The sequence below is a fragment of the Chitinophaga sp. 22620 genome, assembly GCF_052044405.1.
Lineage (GTDB): Bacteria > Bacteroidota > Bacteroidia > Chitinophagales > Chitinophagaceae > Chitinophaga.
Genome location: NZ_JBQEMV010000001.1, coordinates 1,320,599 through 1,342,034 on the forward strand (window position 1 = coordinate 1,320,599; position 21,436 = coordinate 1,342,034).

At 53.8% G+C, this 21,436-nt stretch carries 15 protein-coding genes and 2 tRNA genes; 13 read left to right on the forward strand and 4 right to left on the reverse strand.

Annotated features, from left to right (window positions below; genetic code table 11):
- Nucleotides 1-108 precede the first annotated feature (108 nt).
- Both ACTJIK_RS05595 and ACTJIK_RS05600 read left to right on the forward strand, forming a co-directional pair.
- Nucleotides 109-2,148: a M13 family metallopeptidase gene (locus tag ACTJIK_RS05595; protein ID WP_440645370.1), complete on the forward strand. Its 2,040-nt coding sequence runs from the start codon at nucleotides 109-111 to the stop codon at nucleotides 2,146-2,148.
- Nucleotides 2,149-2,652: 504 nt separating this feature from the next.
- Nucleotides 2,653-4,464, forward strand: coding sequence for an alpha-L-fucosidase (locus tag ACTJIK_RS05600; protein WP_440645371.1), 1,812 nt, complete (start codon nucleotides 2,653-2,655; stop codon nucleotides 4,462-4,464).
- 58 nt (nucleotides 4,465-4,522) lie between these two features.
- Here ACTJIK_RS05600 and ACTJIK_RS05605 read toward each other — a convergent pair whose 3' ends face one another.
- Entirely contained in the window at nucleotides 4,523-5,170 is a 648-nt protein-coding gene (locus ACTJIK_RS05605; protein ID WP_440645372.1) for a LysE family translocator, read from the reverse strand.
- 94 nt (nucleotides 5,171-5,264) lie between these two features.
- Between ACTJIK_RS05605 and ACTJIK_RS05610 the strand changes: the two genes are divergently transcribed.
- Together ACTJIK_RS05610 and ACTJIK_RS05615 are read left to right on the forward strand one after the other, a co-directional pair.
- Nucleotides 5,265-5,353, forward strand: a tRNA-Ser gene (locus ACTJIK_RS05610).
- Nucleotides 5,354-5,393: 40 nt separating this feature from the next.
- Nucleotides 5,394-5,468, forward strand: a tRNA-Pro gene (locus ACTJIK_RS05615).
- A gap of 94 nt (nucleotides 5,469-5,562) precedes the next feature.
- Here the strand turns inward: ACTJIK_RS05615 and ACTJIK_RS05620 are convergent.
- Entirely contained in the window at nucleotides 5,563-5,844 is a 282-nt protein-coding gene (locus ACTJIK_RS05620; RefSeq protein WP_440645373.1) for a hypothetical protein, read from the reverse strand.
- A gap of 129 nt (nucleotides 5,845-5,973) precedes the next feature.
- On the opposite strand from ACTJIK_RS05620, the gene ACTJIK_RS05625 reads away from it, so the two are divergent.
- Together ACTJIK_RS05625 and ACTJIK_RS05630 are read left to right on the forward strand one after the other, a co-directional pair.
- Entirely contained in the window at nucleotides 5,974-6,648 is a 675-nt protein-coding gene (locus ACTJIK_RS05625; protein ID WP_440645374.1) for a hypothetical protein, read from the forward strand.
- Nucleotides 6,649-6,719: 71 nt separating this feature from the next.
- On the forward strand, nucleotides 6,720-7,079 hold the full coding sequence (locus ACTJIK_RS05630; RefSeq protein ID WP_440645375.1) for a DUF488 domain-containing protein: 360 nt from the start codon (nucleotides 6,720-6,722) through the stop codon (nucleotides 7,077-7,079).
- Nucleotides 7,080-7,145: 66 nt separating this feature from the next.
- Here ACTJIK_RS05630 and ACTJIK_RS05635 read toward each other — a convergent pair whose 3' ends face one another.
- Complete coding sequence (locus tag ACTJIK_RS05635; protein WP_440645376.1) at nucleotides 7,146-7,493, reverse strand: high-potential iron-sulfur protein; 348 nt, start codon at nucleotides 7,491-7,493, stop codon at nucleotides 7,146-7,148.
- A 6-nt stretch (nucleotides 7,494-7,499) separates the two neighbouring features.
- Entirely contained in the window at nucleotides 7,500-9,626 is a 2,127-nt protein-coding gene (locus tag ACTJIK_RS05640) for a PVC-type heme-binding CxxCH protein (protein ID WP_440645377.1), read from the reverse strand.
- A gap of 529 nt (nucleotides 9,627-10,155) precedes the next feature.
- Here ACTJIK_RS05640 and ACTJIK_RS05645 point away from each other — a divergent pair.
- The 7 genes from ACTJIK_RS05645 (at nucleotide 10,156) to ACTJIK_RS05675 (ending at nucleotide 21,435) form a co-directional block, all read left to right on the forward strand.
- On the forward strand, nucleotides 10,156-11,520 hold the full coding sequence (locus tag ACTJIK_RS05645) for a DegT/DnrJ/EryC1/StrS family aminotransferase (RefSeq protein WP_440645378.1): 1,365 nt from the start codon (nucleotides 10,156-10,158) through the stop codon (nucleotides 11,518-11,520).
- Nucleotides 11,521-11,547: 27 nt separating this feature from the next.
- The gene (locus ACTJIK_RS05650; RefSeq protein WP_440645379.1) at nucleotides 11,548-12,885 is read left to right on the forward strand and encodes a hypothetical protein; all 1,338 of its coding nucleotides are present in this window, start codon (nucleotides 11,548-11,550) and stop codon (nucleotides 12,883-12,885) included.
- A gap of 92 nt (nucleotides 12,886-12,977) precedes the next feature.
- Entirely contained in the window at nucleotides 12,978-14,339 is a 1,362-nt protein-coding gene (locus tag ACTJIK_RS05655) for a neutral/alkaline non-lysosomal ceramidase N-terminal domain-containing protein (RefSeq protein ID WP_440645380.1), read from the forward strand.
- 4 nt (nucleotides 14,340-14,343) lie between these two features.
- Nucleotides 14,344-15,231 carry a hypothetical protein gene (locus tag ACTJIK_RS05660; RefSeq protein ID WP_440645381.1) on the forward strand — a complete coding sequence of 296 codons (888 nt, stop codon included), beginning with the start codon at nucleotides 14,344-14,346 and terminating at the stop codon, nucleotides 15,229-15,231.
- A gap of 149 nt (nucleotides 15,232-15,380) precedes the next feature.
- Nucleotides 15,381-18,494, forward strand: coding sequence for a SusC/RagA family TonB-linked outer membrane protein (locus ACTJIK_RS05665; RefSeq protein ID WP_440645382.1), 3,114 nt, complete (start codon nucleotides 15,381-15,383; stop codon nucleotides 18,492-18,494).
- 20 nt (nucleotides 18,495-18,514) lie between these two features.
- Entirely contained in the window at nucleotides 18,515-20,344 is a 1,830-nt protein-coding gene (locus ACTJIK_RS05670) for a RagB/SusD family nutrient uptake outer membrane protein (protein WP_440645383.1), read from the forward strand.
- A gap of 20 nt (nucleotides 20,345-20,364) precedes the next feature.
- Nucleotides 20,365-21,435, forward strand: coding sequence for a DUF5017 domain-containing protein (locus ACTJIK_RS05675; RefSeq protein ID WP_440645384.1), 1,071 nt, complete (start codon nucleotides 20,365-20,367; stop codon nucleotides 21,433-21,435).
- Nucleotide 21,436: the final 1 nt, after the last annotated feature.

Here is a 21,436-nt window from a genome sequence, read left to right on the forward strand (position 1 = left end):
GCCTTTTGAATTTTAATCCCTGCAAACCTACGAATTTACCATTTATAACAAACCGGTGGCCCGGATTGGCAAATCTTCGATAAATTTATCCGTCTAAACCTGATTCATATGCATAAACTCCAAACCGCCGGCAAATGGATGGCGGCCGGCATGCTGGTAGCCGTTTGCTCAGCAGGCGCCAGCGCCCAATCCCAAAAGGTCCCGGCATTCGAGGTTTCTTCCCTGGACCGCAATATTCAGCCCTGCGCTGATTTTGACGGTTTCGCCAACGAAAACTGGAAGAAGGCCAATCCCATACCAGGCACCGAAAGCCGTTGGGGAGCATTCAATATCCTGGATAAGGAAAATAAAGAAGTGCGCCTGAAAGGCATCATCAACGAGATCGCCAAACGCCAGGGCCTCGCGAAAGGCACCGAAGAACAGCAGATCGCCGACTACTACGCCTCCTTCCTCGATACCGTCACTATCGAAAAAAGAGGGATCACCCCGCTCCGCCACTACATCGAAAAAATTGACGGCATCAAGACCCTGGCAGACTGGGCGCGCGTTTGCGGCGAGCTGCAAACCCTGGGCGTAAGCACCTGGGCCGGTTTTGCAGTGGAAGCCGACGCGAAGGATAGCAAGATGAACGCCGTGTACGGCGGGCAGGACGGGCTGAGCCTCGGGGAAAGGAGCTATTATGAGAGAGACGACGAGAGCACGAAAAATGTCCGTAAGGAATTTGAAGGCCACGTCAATAAAATGTTCAGCCTGGCCGGTTTCCGGGAACAAAACCCCGGTAAAACCATCCTGGACTTTGAAACAGGCATCGCCAAACTTCAATTGACCAATGTAGAGCTTCGCGATCCCGTGAAAACCTATAACAAGCTGGGTTTCGCGCAGCTGCTGGAGCTGGCTCCCGAATTTGACTGGAAAGAATTCACGGCCCAGCAGGGTTTACATACCGATACCGTCGTGGTGCAGGACAAACCTTACCTCACGAACGGCGCCAAACTGCTGAAAACAACACCCATCAGCACGCTGAAAACATACACCAAATTCCAGCTGCTCTCCACCTTTGCCGGGTACCTGCCCAAACGTTTCGACGACGAGAACTTCCGCTTCTTCGCCACCGTAATGACCGGCCGTAAAGCGCAGCGCCCGCGGGTAGACAGGGCGATCCGCTCCACCGACGGCATCCTGGGCATGCCGCTGGGCAAGCTTTTCGCGAAGAAATATTTCCCCGGAGCCAGCAAACAAAAGGTATCCGAAATGATCGAGAACGTGCGCACCGTGTATGGCGAAAGGATCGACAAGCTGGCCTGGATGAGCCCCGCCACCAAACAGATGGCGCATAAAAAGCTCAAAGCCTTCACCTATAAGATCGGCTACCCCGATACATGGAAAGATTATTCCAGCATCGATATCAAAAGGGACGAGCTGATCGGCAATATCATCAGCGCGGCCCGTTACCGCAACGAAGAGCGCAATAAAAAAGTGGGCAAGGCCGTGGACAAATCAGAATGGCTGATGACGCCCCAGACCGTAAATGCGTATTACAACCCGCTCAACAACGAGATCGTGTTCCCGGCGGGCATCCTCCAGCCGCCGTTCTTCAACGCCGATGCGGACGACGCGATCAACTACGGCGGCATCATTGCAGTGATCGGCCACGAGTTCACCCACGGTTTCGACGACCAGGGTTCGCAATTTGATGCGGACGGCAACCTGCAGAACTGGTGGACGGAAGACGACCGCAAGAACTTTGATGCACTCTCCAAAAAGTACATCGACTATTTCGGCGGCCTGGAACCTTTGCCTGGCTTCAAGATCAATGGTGCGCTCACCATTGGCGAGAACATTGCCGATCTTGGGGGCCTGACGCTGGCTTATTACGCCCTGCAGAAAAGCCTGGAAGGCAAGCCGGAACCGGCGCTGATAGACGGTTTCAACTGGAAGCAGCGTTTCTTCCTCGGCTGGGCGCAAGTATGGCATGCGAACATCACCGACGCCGCATTGCGCAACCAGATACAAACGGACCCGCACAGCCCGGCCCGTTACCGCATCAATGGACCGCTGCCGCACCTGGCCGAATTCAAAGATGCATGGCAATGCGCTGAAGACAGCAAAATGGTGCTGCCCGCCACACAGAGAGTCGTGATCTGGTAAGACATTATATACTTCACTGAAAAGGCCGCTCAGTATTTCCCCGGGCGGCCTTTTTGTTGCAAGGCCGGTGAATGCGGGAAATGTACCGGCTTGAAAATCAACTTCCTGCAATAGCTGTTACATGCCCGTATTTGTTGAAATGCGTAGTTCTACGAATGATTTCAGGTAGTACTACGCTTTCATAATCCTTATGAATATCAGACCTTTGAGTAGGATTTAATCGGTCTTGCCGGAAGCGATACGTAGGTATCCCGAATGAAATTAAAAGAATTTCGCAACCGGCAGTCCACCGGCCTGTCCACCGTTGTGACCCCAATTCCATGGCGGCCGGTGCAGGTTCCCGAACAACCTGTGCCGGCACCAACGGCTACCATGCTTAATTCTTTTCTTCGCCCGTTCTATACCCGGGCTTCACGCCGGAGGCGCAAATACTATCAGTAACCAGCAATTAACTGTTAATCCTTTCCCCTGTGCTTTCTTATCCTTGTGTAAAATTCCGAGGTTATGAGATTCCATGCTCGTTTAAAAGCTGTTATAGCAGCGGCCGGCCTGCTTTCCGCCGGTATCCCCTCTTTTGCGCAGCAGCCGGACCAGCTTTGGGGGCAGAACGCCGAAGCCGGGAAAAGCGAAAAGACCCGCTGGTTCACCGAGGCCAAATTCGGCCTGTTCCTGCATTGGGGGCCTTATTCCCATTTTGCCGGCGACATCCGCGGCAAACGTTACTACGGCATTACAGAATGGATCATGAACCGCGACAAGACGCCCGCCGCAGAATATGCCCGGCTGGCTGCGGGTTTCAATCCTGCCGAATTTGATGCGGAAGAATGGGTGCGCATCGCGAAGGCTTCCGGCGTGAAATACATCGTGCTCACCGCCAAACACCACGACGGCTTTGCCATGTGGGATTCCAAAGTTTCCGATTTTGATATCGTGGATGCCACGCCTTATAAAAAAGATCCCGTCAAAGCCCTGGCTGCCGCCTGCAAAAAAGAAGGCATCAAGCTGGGGTTTTATTATTCCCAGTTCCAGGACTGGCATGAGCCCAACGGCGGCGGCAACAGCTGGGATTTTGACCCGAAGAAAAAAGATTACGCCGCTTATTACCGCGGCAAGTCGCTGCCGCAGATCACCGAGCTGCTCAGCAATTACGGGGAGCTGGGCATCATCTGGTTCGATACGCCGGGGAATATGAATAAAGAAGAATCGGCCGCTTTCCTGGAAAAAGTGCACCAGCTGCAGCCCGATTGCCTGGTGAGTAGCCGCGTGGGCAATGGTTTGGGAGATTTTAAGGATTTCGGGGACGGGGAAGTGCCGGCCGGCGTCGTTAAAGGCGCCTGGGAGGCGATCTTTACGCATAACGACAGCTGGGGGTACTCCGCCTTCGACCAGAACTTTAAAACGCCGCAGGAGATCATCCGTTTGCTGGCGGAGGTGGCTTCGAAAGGCGGCAACCTGATGATGAACATCGGGCCGATGGGCAACGGCAAGCTGCCCGTGCTGTCTGAAAAATATTTCCGCGCTACCGGCGACTGGCTGAAACAGAACGGCGAAGCCGTTTACGGCACCGGTTATTCCCCCATTGCGCCGCAGCCATGGGGCGTGATGACCAACAAGCCCGGTAAGCTGTACCTGCATATATTCCACCGCCCGCACGACGGTAAGCTGCTGGTGCCTGATTTCAGCGCCAAAGCATCGAAAGCGTACCTGCTTGCCGGTAAAAAGCCGCTCACGCTGCGCCAGCAGGGCAAAGACGTGACCGTACATCTTCCCGCGGCCCTGCCCGACGGGCGGAATACGGTGGTAGTACTGGAATACAGCGGTGAATTGCAGGAGCAGGCCGGTACGCCGCTGATCGCCAGCATGCAGTACGAGCAGCTTTCATTGCCCGCGCAGGGCGCGAAGCTTAACGGGAACGCTCAAACGAAATCGCTTACTCACAGCTATTATTTCGGCGACTGGAAACATGCCATGTGCATCGTGAACCAGCAAACCACGGCGGACAGCATCAGTTATAAACTGCGTTTTACCGAACCCGGCGATTACAAAGTAGTGCTGCAATACGCGGCAGACACGGCCAACGAGCGCAGGGAAGGCTTGCTGGAGCTAAGGCCCGCGAGCCAAGCGGCACAGTCCTATCCTTTCCAGGTGCTGCTTACCGGCAAGCACGATACGCACAAGCCACTGCTGTTCATAGACCAGGCCGTGGCCGTTATCACCGTGCCTGCACCCGGCGAATGGACGCTGCAGGTAAGGCCCGCGAAAGACGGGAAGGAGCTGTTCAGGCTGAAGCAGGTGTTGCTGGAGCCGTTGAAATAACGCAGGGTACTGAAGATATGAAGGTCCGGTAATGTGCCGGACCTTTTTCATGGAAGTATTATTTTTTCGAAGAAGACGCCGGTTGCATCATGAAAGTGAGCACACCGAGGAAAATGTAGATGATGCCGGAGATATAAGCTTCCAGTTTCAGGTAATACGTGTTCGATCTCAGGTATTTGCCGAGCCGGCCTGCGGCCAGGGCGTAGAAGCCATCCGTCATGAATGCCAGTGCGGTGAACAGCAGGCCGAAGAACAGCACCTGCCCGGTAACGTTGCCCTGTGCGGGTTTGATAAACTGGGGGAGGAAGGCGAAGAAGAACAGGGCACATTTCGGGTTGAGCACATTTACCACCATGCCCTGCCAGAAAATGGCCGGCATGCTTTGCTGTACCGGCTGGCGGTTCTCTGTGGCGGCGGTTTTAGGTCCGAAGATCTTTTTGCAGCCCAGGTAAATGAGGTAAGCGGCGCCTGCATATTTCAGCAGGGCGAAAGCCATGGCGGAGGCCATCAGGATGGCCGAAACACCGAGGGAAGCGGCAATGGCATGCACCAGCGTACCGGCCTGGATGCCGCACACTGAGATCAGGCCGGCTTTGGTTCCCTGCTCTGTGCTGCGGGTGATGATATACAGCACTGCGGGGCCCGGAATGATGAGCAGGATGAGGGCTGCCGTGATGAAAGCGAGGATCGTGGAAACGTCGGGCATATAGCGTTTTTTGTACTTTAAATTTACCGTTTCTTTTCAACTGCTTTTGGAAAATTCCAAATAATTCCTATTTTTGCAGCCCCGCAAGGGGAACGGTGAGGTGCCTGAGAGGCCGAAAGGACCGGTTTGCTAAACCGGCGTACGGGTCAAACTGTACCGAGGGTTCGAATCCCTCCCTCACCGCTGAACTATCGTAGTTAATTAACTATAAATGTTTGAGGCTCGGGATGTAGCGTAGTCCGGTCATCGCGCCTGCTTTGGGAGCAGGAGGTCGCAAGTTCGAATCTTGCCATCCCGACGGAAAAAATTGACCCTTCAGATCAGTGGATTTGGAGGGTTTTTTTAATTCTCCTCCCTCAAGGCATTGCGAATGAAAGTACCAGGTTCAGCTTTCAGTATTTAAACTTCTTTATACCTTCCAGCGCCACATCCTTATCCTTATCCTTATCATAAGCCTGCCTGTAGAAATTCACCTTAACACTTACCTGGTTATTTATTCCCAACTCAAATTTAGCCGTAGTTCTGTTATTTATACCGCCGGCAAATTCATTATTCCCGTTGTAAGAAAGCCCTTCACGGTATTGACCGTTCCATTTCAGGAATAACAGATACCCCTTTCTAAAGAATTCCATAAGGGATTTGTCATTAATACCTGGTAATAGCCACTTCCGCATCCCGGAAAACCAGTATTTTTCACAACAATTCCCCCGCAAATCTCCCGCGCATGCAATCAGGCATTATCTTTGAAACTGCAGAGACCATGTAACCCAATACATCCTAACTAATTAAAACAAAAAATGAAAATGCGGCATTCCTTCGTGTTGTTAATGGCTTTCGTGTGTATAGCCTTTACTTTTAACGCCTGCAAAAAAAGCGGCTCAGGCGACAACAAACCCACCGAACAAGCCGGCAAGATCCCCGGCATGGGTGAGAATTCCGGTACCCCAGAAGGGGAGCAATATGTTCTGCCTGCGGGCATTTCCCTGGTCGGCAATATCTACGGCGACAACTGTGATACAGCTTACAGGGTAGGCAGCGGATATCTTGTAGAAGTGTGCGTAGGCCTGTTCAATAACAAAACAAAAGACACCATCATTGCGCTCCCGGCCGGCCTTATCATTCTTGCTACCAATGTGGCGGAAGACCAGCACGGCGTGATAATCCAGGATACGAAAGTGCTGCTGAAGGCGAAGAAGATAACCCGTGTGGGCGTTGGCGCTTATTGCATCAATAGCAGCAAACATAGCAGCTCATCCGACCAGACGTATACACTGGGCCCTGTTTCCAGCAGCCAATTGATGCAGCAGCTGATCGGCTGGCTGAAGAATAAAAAAGTAAGCAGGAATGAATATGCCGATGAGGATTCGTACCTCGAAACCGTGGGTACAGTACAGGCCCTGGTATGGGCTATTACGGACGGCGAAGGTACCAGCGACCTGGCACGCCAGATCATGCTGGATAAAATACCGAACAAATAAGTTTCTTCATAGACCAGTATATCACCCCGGGAGGCCTCGTCCTTCCGGGGTTTTTTGTTAACTTTCATAGGATGAAACCTGTCATACAAATCAAAAGAGCTTACGAACCGCACCTGGAGGAAGATGGCTGCAGGGTGCTGGTAGACCGGCTCTGGCCACGGGGATTGAAGAAAGAAGATGTCGCGGTGGATGAATGGGCCAAGGAGCTGGCGCCTTCCGATGAGCTGCGCAAATGGTTCGGGCACGATCCGGCGCTGTGGACGGAATTCAGGCGGAAATACAAATCGGAGTTGAAAGATAACCCCGCGGTCGCTGAATTTATCAGCGCGCACAAAAACGACAAAAGGATCACCCTCATTTATTCGGCGAAAGATGAAAAGCATAACCAGGCCGTGGTGTTGCAGGAATATCTTTCAGGCCTGTTCAAATAAAAAAAGCAGGCGCCCGCGAGGGCAGCCTGCCGCTGCTTGTTTTTGATAAAACCGCATTGTATTCGTCTATGAGAGCGGGGCATAATAGGTACAATACCCGTTTTCCTCCACAGGGCCTTTGAACAGCGAACAGCTTCCGCAATGTTCGTTTTCCCCGGGAGGCAGATATAATTTGCAGTTACCGCATTTGCTGTCCGCAATAGGTGTTTCTTCCACATAACCCAGCTTCTGCCGTTTTTCTTTTTCCTCCGCACTGATGCCCGAAAGGTCTTTGCAGGAAGTGGGCTGTTTGTTTTTGCTGGCATCTTTCGCAGGTTTCTGGCCGTTGCCGCAGCTGCTGATGAAAAATGCGCCGCCCAGCAATATGCCGCTTAATCCAAAGGCGTTCCTGATAAAATCTCTGCGCGTATTCATGTCCGTTTATTTTGTAGTGGAAACCAGGGTTTTTAAGTCTGCAAGCGTTTGGCCGTTCACATTCTTCAGTTTAGGCCTGAAGGCCTTCAGCGCGGTTTTCAGCGCCGGTGAGCTGCCCTCCGATTTTTCCATCCCGCCCAATAGCCCTTTGGCTGCGAATGACTGCCTGCTGCCGGCTTGCATGTTCCCATGCTCCAGCAGGGCGGTGTATTCCGTGAGCTGCGCGCTGTTGTTCCTCGCGCCAACGATATAGGAAAGATCATGGATGAAACTGTTGCTCAATTTAACAGTATCCCGGGCAATATTGCTTTTGAACAGCGCGGCCAGCATAGCGGGAGAAGAACCCGCATCGGAGCTGAGCACGGCCATTTGCATGTATTTGTTGTCGCCGAAGCGCTCCAGCACCTGCACAAATGCATCGGTCACCCGGGCATTATTAAACTGGCCCAGGCTTAGCGCAGCCTGCATGGTAAGTTTGGCGGGACTGTCCTTTACCAGCGCCAGCAACTCAGGCAGGCAGGCGGGATAGTTTTCGGCCAGTATGGCCGCGTGTTCCTGCACATCGGCTGAACTGTCCGCCAGCGCTTTTTTAACGATGGAAACATCCAGCGCATCCAGCGCTTCCAGGGTATAGAGTGCGTGCAGGCGGGCGCGGGGATCGGCGTTGCCTTGCATTTGTTTCAGCGCGGGGATCACGGATCGATCCTGCCTTTCCACGAGCAGGCGGTGGGCCTGCTGTGCGTACCACTGGTTGGGATGCGGGAACAGCTGCACAAGGCTGTCTGAAGAAGTTTTGCTGAGTTTGGGTGATGCGCTCCTGTAGGCGCCATTGGCCGGCATTACACGGTAGATGCGGCCTTTATCGGAGCCTTCATAAAAATCCATGTCCGCTTTCAGGTCGTCAGGAATGGAGACCGGCGTTTCGATATGCTGGCGGTAATAATCCAGCACATACAGGTATCCGTCAGGGCCGGTGGTGAAGTTTACGGGGCGGAACCAGGTGTCGTTTGAAGAGATGAATTCCTGCTTGGATTCCGCTGCCGAGCGTTTGGCGGTGAAATGCACACTGTCTGCCGAAGCCACCAGCACATCACGGTGCACGAGGTTGCCGGCTACTTCGCCGGTGAATATGTTGCCGTAAAATTCCTGCGGCAAAGCATCCCCGTTATAAAACGTGCCGCCCGAAGCGCCGGTGAAATGTTCTCTTTCATATTCCACGCGTTTCAGCTTTTTCTCCTGGAACTCGGCATTCCTTCTCCTGGTTCTTTCCGCTCTCCAGTAGGGCGTAGCCGACTCCTGGAACATGATGGGATCATGATCGGAAATGTTGCGGATGGCTCGTGCGGAGGGCAGGTATGCATGCCGGTGCGTATACCTCCAGGGGAGGATGATCTGCTGGATATGAATAGAGTTCTCGGTCACGAAGCGGTTGCGGTAATCGTCTATCGCCTGGCCGAATTGGCCAGGGCCGGTTTCAAGTTCAAACAACCCGCGGTCCAGCCGGAACCGGAAGTCGGCGCCTTTTACGGAAAGCGGTTTGGCGTCGGGCTTGTCGCGGAAGGTAACGTTGCCGTCCTGCCCGCGGTTGTTGGCATATATCCAGTTGTCCACGCCGAAGCGGAGGTTGGTGATCTGTGTTTCGGGATTGTCTTTAAAGAAACCGCTGAACAATACCTCGCGGGTATCGGCCACGAAATCGCCGGTGGTGTCTTTCATGTAAAGGATCTCCGGTGCGGCGGTAACGAGCAGTCCGCCTTTCCAGGGGAGGATGCTGGTGCCTTCGGACAGTTTGTCTGCAAACACGATGGAAGTATCTGCCCTGCCGTCGCCGTCAGTATCGCGCAGTACGCGGATATGGCCTTTTTCTGTGCCTGGGGCGGGTTTATCCGGGTAGTCGGACATTACCACCACATAACAATTCCCGTCTTCATCAAATTCCATAGACACCGGGTCTGTTACCAGCGGTTCTGCTGCGAACAGCTCAACTTTCAGCCCGTTGATGATGTGAAGGCTTTTCAGGGCTTCTTCCGGGGAGAGTGGCCCGGGGTATTTTGGTTTGTTCCCGCAGCCGCCGGAAGTGAATAACGCCACAGGCAAAAGCAGGCCCGTACATAGTTTTAGGACATTCCGCATAGTAGGTAGCATATTTAAACCTGATTGATAAAATAGGCCGGATGATGAAATATGTGTTCCGGTAACGTACACAATATTGCATTTTATTTTTGATATTCTATAGCAGCCGGATGAAAAATATTGAGAAACGGAAGGACTTTTTGAGGTGTTTACCGGTAACGTACACATTTTGTCAAATGATGACCGGATAAATTTTATGGGAAGTATTTTTGGCGAAAATGAAAGAAAGATATACCGTTGTTTTTCTAAAATCGATTTGACATGCAATCCTTTACTATGGCTGATATTGTTATCTTTCTAAGCTAGACATGTGCTGGTCTTTTCCCGGTTGAGCCATCGCAGGAAAAATGACGGGTTGAACCGGTAATTTTCCGCAGCTTCAAAAAAAAGTTGAGCAAAAATTACCAGCCATTCGAAATAATGATTATTTTCGGGTACGTTACCGATCAACCAAAGACCACAGCCGGTAATAACGCCGCCTGGCCTCGCACTCGTATCTTATATATTATCAACGTATAAACATTATTCAATGGGTCACACTTCAAGAAGGAAGTTCCTCCGCCAAAGCTCCCTCGGAGCCGCGGGCTACTTATTCGCCTCCGGACTTGTAAACAGCTCATTCGCCGCAACCACCGCTTCTTCCGCTTCCCGTACCCCCGCCATCCTCGGCGGCCAGCCTCTTTTTAATGCCGCCAGCTGGGTGAAATGGCCCATGTGGATCCAGTCGGAAGACGAACAGACGCTCATCGAAAGCGTAAGGAGCGGCGTATGGTCGCGCGCAAAGCTGGTAGACGAATTTGAAAGCAAGTGGGCCGCCGCCATAGGCACCAAAAGATGTCTCACCGTAGTGAACGGCACCAACGCCCTCATCACCGCCATCAACCGGCTGGACATTGGCGCCGGCGACGAAGTGATCACCACCCCGTATACATTCATCGCGTCCGTGCAGGCCATCCTCGCGAACAACGCCATGCCCGTGTTTGCAGACATAGACCCGGCCACCTACCAGATAGACCCGGCGAAGATCGAAAGTAAGATCACCAAACGCACCAAAGCCATCCTGGTGGTGCACATCCTGGGCCTGCCCGCGGATATGGACCGCATCATGGCCATCGCCGCGAAACATAACCTGGTGGTGATAGAAGACGCCTGCCAGGCGCATCTGGCCGTGTACGACCACAAAACAGTGGGGTCCATCGGCAAAGTGGGCTGCTTCAGCTTCCAGAATTCCAAGAACCTGCCCATCGGCGAAGGTGGCGCCATCGTATCCAACGACGATAAATATATCGACGACTGTTTTGCCGCACACAACCTCGGCTACGCTTACGGCACCTCCACCGGCGCCATTGCGGGCGACAGCTTTATGCGCGCATCCAAGATCAGGCTCACCGAATATGCCGCGGCTATTGGTCTTGCCCAGCTAAAACGACTGGAAGCCCAGACCAACACCCGCCACGAAAACGCCGCCTACCTCGGCTCCATGCTGAAAGACATTGAGGGTATTAAACCCATCAAACTATACGACAAAGTGACCCGCGGCGCCTACCATCTTTATTCATTCCGTTACGACCCCGCCGGCTTCAAAGGCATGAACAGAACGAAGTTCATGGAAGCGCTGCGGAAAGAAGGAGTGCCCTGCTCCGGTGGTTACAAAGTGATGCATACGCAGGAATTCATGCGCGAAGCCTTCAGCTCCCGCGTGTACAAAGGTTTTTATTCCAAAAAAGAGCTCGATTTCGAAGCGTACAAAAAACGCAACGACTGTCCTGAGAACGCCGCCCTCTGCAACGATGCGGTATGGATCACGCAGAATATCCTGCTGGGTTCCAGGAAAGACATGGAAGGCATTGCGGAAGCCATCAAGGGCATCCAGAAAAATGCCGGCAGGATCTAAAAATATTATAGTCGAATAACATCATACATGCAAGCAGATAAGCAAGGTGAGCAGACCGTTCTGGAGACATATGCACCACACACAGAGAAACTGATAGCAAAAACATTTGATTCCGGCTTCGAGCTGGCCCACGATTCTTACAACGCCATTACCGTGGCCAGCGACGGCAGGGTTTATTACGTATTATCGTCCGACAAGCACGATGTGGCCGGCCGGATGTATTCCTACGACCCGCGTACCAACAGCATCAGGCTGCTGGGAGACCTTACGGAGATATGCGGCGAGAAAGGAAAGAATTTTATATCGCAGGGCAAGAGCCATGTGGAGTTCTTTGAAAGGAAAGGCAAGCTCTATTTTTCCACGCATGTGGGTTATTACGAGCTGATAGACGGCATGGACCGCCTGCCCGTGAATGCGCCGGAAGGTTACCAGCTGTACAGCGGCGGGCACATCCTGGCCTATGACATGAAGACGGGCGCTTTTGAAGACCTGGCCATATTGCCGGGCGGCGAAGGCGCCGTATCGATGACGATGGATGTGGAAAGAGGAAATGTTTTCTGTATTTCCTGGCCGCTGGGCAACTTCATCGCCTACAACGTAGATACGCGCGAGATGAAGGAGTTCGGCGCTACGGCAGGCCGTGGCGAAGGCGGCACGCCGGGAAAAGATTTCCGTTCGCTCTGCCGCTCGCTTTTTGTGGATCCGCGCAGCGGCACGGTGCATTTCTCCACCGCGGCCGGCGACATCTACACGTATACGCCGGGGCAGAGCAGGCTCAATAAGCTGGAAGAAGTGAACCTGCGCATCGATTACTTCGGCAAATATTCGCCAGAACAGCCCGGCAGCATGGGATACAACTGGCGTAAAATATGCTGGCACGATGAAGACGAAGTGGCTTACGGCGTTCACGGCAACTCCGGTTACCTCTTCAAATTCGACCCGGCGGCGCAGAGAATAGAACTGATAGAACGCATCACGTCCGGCCTTTCGCGCAAAAGCGGGATGTTCGACCAGTTCAGCTACGGCTACCTCGGTTTCCAGCTGGGGCCGGATAATGAAACAGTGTATTATCTCACCGGCGGCCCGATCTACATCAACGGCAAGCGCCTCGGCGGCCTGGACGAGATCGGCAAGGGTGCGGCGAAAGGATTAGAGAACCTGCATCTCGTTACCTATCATATTCCATCGGGTACCTACAACGACCATGGCCCGATCTTTTATGAGAATGGCGACAGGCCGCTGTACGTGAATTCGATCGCAGTGGCGGCGGACGGCGCGGTGTATACCCTGGCGCGGATAGACAGGAACGGCAGGACCGTGACGGACCTGATCCGCATTCCTGATCCGTTTGCGAAGAAGGATTAGTGATTACTTCGTCGCGGCTCATGCACAACCCGCTGCTCCCCGCAATGAAGATAAACCAAGCAGATAATCACAAAAAGGAATAATAAAAAAGGATGGCTTTAAAACTGAAGTACATACTCCTGGTGTTGTTGGTAAGCCTGCAGCTGGAACTGGCTGCAGGCACCATCAGAGCAGGCGCGGGCAGGGTGGTGATCACGCCCGAACTGCCCTTTTACCTCACCGGTTACGCCGGAAGGGATTCCATGGCAGTGGCCAAGGTGCACGACCTGTGGGCGAAAGCGCTGGTCATTGAAGAAAGCCCGTCCAGCAGGATCGTGATCGTAACGGCAGATGTACTGGGGCTTACGCCCGCAATTTCAGAAGCCGCGGCAGCGCAGCTGAAAAAGAAGTACGGCATTGCCCGGTCGCAGATCATGTTCAATTCCTCTCATACCCACTCGGGCCCCATGATCTGGCCGGCGCTGAGTGTTATCGGGGACTACGATGCGGAAACGATCAGGAGATTCACGCAGTATACCGTTAGCCTGACAGATAAGCTGGTAGCGGCTGTGGACATGGCGATGCAGAACCTGGAACCCGTGCAGCTCAGTCATGGTACGGGCCAGGCAGGCTTCGCGCAGAACCGCCGCTACAAACCCGGTCCAGACGCAACTACCGGCAAAGAAAGAAGCAACCGCACCGATCACGACGTGCCCGTGCTGCTGGCGAAAGACGCGAAAGGCACGGTGAAAGCGGTACTGTTCGGCTACGCCTGTCACAATACCACCGTAACCGGCACACATAATACCATCAACGGCGACTATGCCGGGTATGCGCAAATAGAGCTGGAAAAGAAATACCCGGGCGCCACTGCTCTCTTTTTTATCGGCTGCGCCGGCGACCAGAACCCCATGCCAAGGGGGACGCTGGAATATGCCGAGCAGCATGGGAAAGAGCTGGCGGATGCGGTAGAAAAAGTGGCCGGCGCAAAAACAGAGAACCTGGGCGCACCGCTCCGCAGTGCATTTGTGAGAACGGAACTGCCTTTTCAGCCAGTAACCGTGAAAACATTCCAGAAAGAACTGCAGGAAGGAACGAAGTACGAAAAAAGAAGGGCGAAGCTCATTATGGAAGCGATGGACAAGGGCTGGGACCTTTCCGCCCACAGCTATCCCGTTCAGGCCATGCGCATCGGCAACAGGCTGACCATCCTTTCCCTGAGCGGCGAAGTGGTGGTAGACTATGCCCTGAACGCAAAAAAACAATATCCCGGCGAGCAACTTTTTGTAGCCGGCTATTGCAACCAGGTAGTGTGTTACATCCCTACGGAAAGAATATTGGAAGAAGGAGGCTACGAGCCGGTTTCGAGCCAGATGTATTACGGCATGCCGGGCCCCTTCGAAAAAAGCATAGAAACAAAAGTGAACGCGGCCATCCGCACGGTGATGCAAAAGGTTGGATTACAAAAAAAATAATGCAATGCTACAACGACTTTTCATCTTCTGCTGCCTGCTCTGGTGCGCATCCTGTTCCAGCAGCAAAGTGCACACGCAAAATGCCGCCGCCGCCAAAACGAAGGCGCTGAGAGATACCTATGGCACCTATGGCGCGCCACCCCGGCTGGCAGGTGGGCGGGTGAATATGGAACAGTTGCTGGCAGAGCTCAAAGAGCTGCATGTAACCACTTATCACTGGCTGATATGGCAGAATGAAAATGACTGGGACGATCTGCAGGTTTTTCTGCCGCAGGCCCGCAAACAAAATATTAAAGTCTGGGTGACCGTAGTACCGCCCAGCGAATCGAAGCCCAGGGCAAAAATGAATTCCGAGCCGTTCGGCATGGATTATACACGCTGGGCGGTGGAATTCGCGCGCCTCAGCCTGAAAGAACCGAACCTGGTAGCATGGAGCATCGACGATTTCGCGCATAACCTGAATACATTCACACCCTCGTACACGGACTCCTGCCTGCAGGGCGCAAAGGCAGTCAACCCACGCCTTTCATTCGTGCCCTGCCTGTATTACCGGCAGATCACGCCGAAGTTTGCAGAGGCTTATGGCGCCATGCTGGACGGGTTGCTGTTCCCGTACAGGGCCGAATCCGCCGGGGGTAACCTGAAAGATCCGTCGATGGTGGAGTCTGAAATAACAACCATACGTAAACTTTTTAGACCGGGCATGCCCGTATTCGTAGACATCTATGCCACGGCGCATTCCAGGATGGGGGCTTCTTCCCCCGAATATGTGAAACAGGTGCTCGAATTCAGTAAGCTATATGCGGACGGGGTGCTGATCTATTGCCACCAGGATCCGGTGAAGTCTGCGGAAAAATATAACATCATCAGGGAAGGATTTGCCAGGCGCTGAGCGCAGTACCGTCAGGACATGAGATCATACTATTTCCTGCTTATTCCATTGTCGTGTACGTACCCGTAGTAGGTCGAAATTTTATCAATCATAACTATTCTGCTATGGAACGCAAGTGTATTCATTTTTTTGCTGCACTTCTCCTTGCAATGTGCATTGCCCTAACGCTCCCGTTCACGTCTTATGCCCAGGCACAGCCTGCGGTTACAGGGCTTGTGGTTGAAAAAGGCACCAACAGCGCAATGAAGGGAGTGACAGTTACTGTCAAAAACAGCACCCGAAAAACCTATACCGGAGACGATGGCCGGTTTTCCATTAACGCCGGCCCTTCGGACGTTCTTGTTTTCACTTTCATCAGCATGGAGCCGGTGGAAGTGAAGGTAGACGGGCGGTCTGTCGTAAACGTCAGCATGCAGACCAAAGAATCTGCCCTGGGCGAGGTGGTGGTAATCGGTTACAACACCATCCGTAAAACGGACCTGACAGGCGCTGTAGGCCAGGCCAATGTAAAAGACATGCAAAAGGCGCCGGTGGCCAGCTTTGCGGAAGCGCTGGCAGGCCGCGTGGCGGGCGTACAGGTGTCCAGCGCAGACGGGCAGCCCGGCGCGGGTGTGAACATCGTGATCCGCGGGCCCGGTTCCCTCACGCAGGATGTGTCTCCGCTGTACGTGATAGACGGCTTCCCGGTTGAAGACCTGGACCCTGCCACCCTTAACCCCGACGACATAGAAACGCTCACCATCCTGAAAGACGCATCGTCTACCGCCATCTACGGTTCCCGCGCGGCCAACGGCGTGGTGCTGATACAAACGAAGCGCGGCAGATCGGGCAAGGCGTCCATTTCCTTCGGCGTTTCCTCCGGCTTCCAGCTGGAAAGGAAAAAGATGGAAGTGATGAGCCCTTATGAGTACATCAAATACCAGCTGGAACGTTTTCCCACCACCAGCGAAGGCTGGCGTTACCTCGCCGAAGGCAAAACGCTGGAAGATTATAAGAACGTAAAAGGAGAAGATTTCCAGGACTACGTTTTTACCAAAGGCCGGCTGAACATCTACAACCTGGCCATCAGGGGCGGCAATGAACAGACGAAATATTCCGTTTCCGGCTCGCTCTTCGACCAGGAAGGGATCATCATCAACACCGGCCTGAAACGGTACACCGCGAGAATGTCGCTGGACCATACCGTGAGCAAACGCATCAAAGTAGGCTTCACCACCGGCTATTCAGACGTTACCACCTGGGGCCAGGCCATCAGCAGCACGCCCACCAGCAGCGCATCCAGCTACGTGATGTTCCGCACCTGGGCCTACCGCCCTATCGGCTTCCCTGATTCCGACGTGAACCTCGTGGAAGAAGAAGCGGACGAATCCTCCATCACCCCCAGCGACTTTCGCATCAATCCCGTGCTCGACCTCGAAAATCAATACCAGTACAACTACAACAAATTGTTCGAAGGGCTGGGCAACGTGAGCATCAACATCCTCGACGAGCTGGTGCTGAAAGTGAGCGGCGGCGTGCGGAAGAACAATTTTAAATATGATAAGTTCTTCAACTCCAAAACCACCAAAGGCAGCCCCAGCAATCCCAACAATGCGGACGGCATCAACGGCTCCGTGCTGCAAACGGAAACCAGCAGCTGGTCTAACGAAAACACCCTTACCTATACCAATACCTTCCGGCAGAAACATACTTTCACCGTGCTGGGTCTTGTGACCTTCCAGCGGAATGACCTTACTTCCGAAGGTTTTTCATCGCGGCTGCTGCCCAACGAAAGCCTGGGCATTGCCGGCCTGAACGACGGCATTCCTTTTAATCCCGTCGCCAACCGTTCCTACAACACGCGCAGCTCCTACGGCGGCAGGCTTGATTATAACTACGACTCGCGCTATATGCTCACGTTCACTTTCCGGGCAGACGGCTCTTCCAAGTTTGCGCCCGGCAACCGCTGGGGGTATTTCCCCGGCGCAGCAGTGGCCTGGAACATGCATAACGAAAAATTCTTCAAGGGCCAGAAGGTGATCAGCGCATCCAAGCTCAGGGGCAGCTTTGGCGTGGTGGGCAACGACCGCGTGGGAGACTTCGCCTACATTTCCATGCTCACCACCTCCACCAACGGGTATTCTTTCCAGAACGCCACGCCGCTACTGGCAGTGTACCAATCCAACCTCGGCAACCCGGACCTCACCTGGGAACGCACCACGTCCACCGATATCGGGTATGAGCTGGGCCTTTTCAACAACCGGCTGGAATTTACCGCCGACATATACAAACGCACCACGGACGACCTGCTGCTGAACGCGCAGCTGCCGCCCACCGTGGGTTTCGGCACCGCTTTCAAGAACATCGGGAAGATCGAGAACAAAGGGCTGGAGCTGACGCTGAATGCGCGTGTGATCACTGCGAAGGACTTTAGCTGGGAGAGCAGCATCAATATCACCTTCAACAAAAACAAAGTACTGGCGCTCACCGAAGGCCAGCTGTCGCTGGACAATACGGTGGTGACCGACGTGAACTACAACGACAACCTTTACACCTCCGAGATCGGGAAACCTTCCGGCATGATGGTGGGTTATATATGGGAAGGCAATTACCAGTATGCTGATTTCGACAATCCCGCGCCGGGCGTGTATGTGCTGAAGCCGGAAGTGCCCGCCAACGGGAGGCCCCGCAACACCATCCAGCCGGGCGATGTGAAGTACCGCGACATGAACGGCGACGGCAACGTGAATTCCGACGACAAAACGATCATCGGCCGCGGCCAGCCCATTCACACCGGCGGTTTCGTGAACAACCTGCGGTACAAGGGTTTCAGCCTGAACGTATTTTTCCAGTGGTCGTACGGCGGGGACATCTACAACGGGAACCGCATCACCTTCGAAGGCAATCCGAACGGCCGCCGCAATATGAACCAGTTCGCCAGCTACCAGAACCGCTGGACGCCTGAGAACCAGACCAACGAGCATTTCAGGGCAGGCGGCGAAGGCGTGATCGGTTACCATTCTTCCAAATACGTTGAAGACGGTTCCTATCTCCGCCTCAAAACCCTGTCGCTGGACTATTCGCTCCCTTCGTCGCTGCTGAGGAAAGTGTACATGACCAACCTGTCCCTGAACGTGGCGATGCAGAACCTTTTTACCTGGACGAAATACAAAGGGCTGGATCCCGAAGTTTCGACGCGTAACAACATCCTGACGCCGGGGTATGACTATTCAGCCTATCCACAGGCCAGGACCATCACTTTCGGTCTGAAAGCAAATTTCTAAACCGCTTAACATCTTCAGGTATGAATATCAGATACTTCATCATACTGGGTTTTATCATCCTCGCCTCCGGGTCGTGCAACAGCTTCCTGGATACCAAGCCGAAGGATGCGCTTTTTCCCGGCAATTATTACAAAACGCCGCAGGAGCTCGATTATGCGCTCACTTCGGTATATCATACATTAGGCACAGACGGGCTGTACGGCAACAACGTGCTGTATCTCCTTGGATGGTCCGCAGACGAGGGTTTTATGAACCGCAGCTCCATTGCCACGGGGGCTTTCAGGCTCAATCATACCACCGGCGATTCTTACGTGACCGCTTTCTGGCGCGAATTGTACAACGGCATCAACCGGGCGAACAACCTGCTGGAGAACGTGGACAACAACCAGTCCATCGACGTGGCCAAACGCCGCACGGTGCGTGGAGAAGCGCTTTTCCTGCGGGCGTATTATTATTTCCTGCTCGTGCAGAACTACGGCGGCGTGCCGCTGAAGCTGGAATCCAGCAAATCCCCTACAGATGTGCATATTGAAAAAGCGTCCGTGAAGGCGGTGTACGACCAGGTGATCAAAGACATGACAGAAGCGGAAGGGCTGGTGCAGGACATTTCCACATTCGGTTTCGGCGGAAGGATATCCAAATCCGCCGTGCGCGGCATCCTGATGCGGGTGAACCTCTACATGGCCGGTTACCCGCTGAAAGAAACCGCCCGTTACCAGGAAGTGATCAACTGGGGTAAAAAGATCATGGAGGACGGATCGGCCGGCCATGCCATGAATCCCAGCTTTTCCGACATCTTTATCACCATGGCGCAGGAAAAATACGAGATCAAGGAAAGCATCTGGGAAGCGGAATTTTCCGGCAACGGTACAGACGTATATGTTGAAACGGGCCGCAACGGCTGGATCAATGGCATTGCCACGCCCAATACCAATACCGGCCGCTCCGACGGTTACATGTTCTACACCGCCAGGCTTTACAACAGCTATGAGCCCGGAGATCTCCGCAAATACTGGTGCATCCCGCATTTCAATTACGCGGCGCTTCCCGCGGCCAGCGGCACCAAAACCCTCATTTCCGAAATAACATCCGAAGCCACCAAATACGGCCGTACCCCTGGTAAATTCCGCCGGGAATTCGAAACCCTGATCCCGAAAATGGCTACCCGTTCACCCATCAACGTTCCATTGCTACGGTATACGGACGTGCTGATGATGTACGCCGAGGCATTGAACGAAGTGCAGGGCCCGGTGGCCGAAGCGGTGAACATCGTGAATTCCGTGCGGCGCAGGAGCTGGTCTGCCGGTATCAAAAGCTTCACCATCACCAGCGGCGGCAGCGGATACACCACCGCTCCCACGGTAACGATCTCCGGCAACGGCGGCGCATCCGCCAAAGCGGTGATCAAAAACGGCGCCGTGACCGGCATTGTGCTGGACCGTGACCCTTCGGGCATTACGTACGCGCTGGCAGGGAAATATACGACCGCTCCAACCGTTACCATCAGCGGCGATGGTTCCGGCGCGCAGGCCACGGCTGAGATATTCAAACCCGAAGACGCCGATGTGAAACCTGCTTTCACCGCTTCCAAAGAAGCTTTCCGCAGGTTTATACAGGACGAGCGGATGCGCGAGTTCAATTTCGAGAACATGCGCAGGGCGGACCTTGTGCGCTGGGAATTATACGCACAGGCGAGCAGGGACATGGCGGCGATCATGGGCACGGATATTCCCGGCTCCGTATTTATCAGTTTTTATTCAAACATGGAAGTTCCCAAACACCTGCTGCTCCCCATTCCCAGCGCGGAAATGGTAACGAACAACAAAATGGTGCAGAACCCCGGTTGGTAAACATGAAAAAAAGTAATCCTATGCAGTACAAATTCATATGGCTGATCAGTCTCCCGCTCGTAATGGCCGCCTGCTCCGAAAAGCTGGGCGACCTGGAAGAGCCGTCGCTGGAGGTGAAGGTGGAGAAGACGAGCTTCAAAGTGGACGAACCCGTCGTGTTCACTTTCAGCGGCACGCAAACCAGCATTTCTTTTTATTCCGGCGAAGTGTTCAACGACTATGCCTTCAAAGACGGCCGTACAGTAGAGCTTGCGGGCCAGGGCGCCACGCTCGACTTCTTTTCGCAGCTGGCCGGCACCGGCACACAAACCGGGCAGCTGAGCGTCTGGCTGTCTGACAACTACAACGGCGGCGGCGACCTTGCATCCGTAAAAGCCGCTGCCTGGACGGATGTGACCAACAGCTTCACCCTCGCTACCGGCACTGCCAACGTGGCTTCCGGCAAGCTGGACATCAGCAGCAGGGTATCCAAAAACAAGCCGCTTTACATCGGTTTCAAATACATCACCAAACCGCAGGCAACCAATGGCCTGGCCCGCGTGTGGTGGATACAGAGCCTGGCTGTGAGAAGCAAGGCCGAACTGCTGGGCGAGAAGGAATTATTGCTGGCGGACCAGGAGAGCGCCGGATTCAGGACCATCAACCAGTTCCCGGCAGATGCGCCTTCCCTCACCACGATCAACGCTACCAGGATCACGCTGGCAGGCAACAAATACAAGGATCCGCTGGACTCCATTTACAACCCGGCTTATTCCATCTACGACCCGAAGAACCCGATCTACGATCCGAAAAGCCCCTCGTACCAGCCCACAGCGAAAGTGCCGGTATTTGTACCTTACGACCCGAACAGCCCGTACAACGATCCTGAGACCGAGACCTGGGTGATCTCCCGGCCGATCTACGAGGACAAGGTGAACCTTGGGCCGGACAGGGCGGTGTCCATCAAAGGCATCAACACTGATGTGCTGGACAATTACACCTATACCTATAAAACGCCCGGCACTTACAAAGTTTATTTCGTGGCATCCAATCATAATATCGACGGGGCGAAAACCGTGGTGCGCCAGCTGGAGCTGACCATCACGCCCTGAT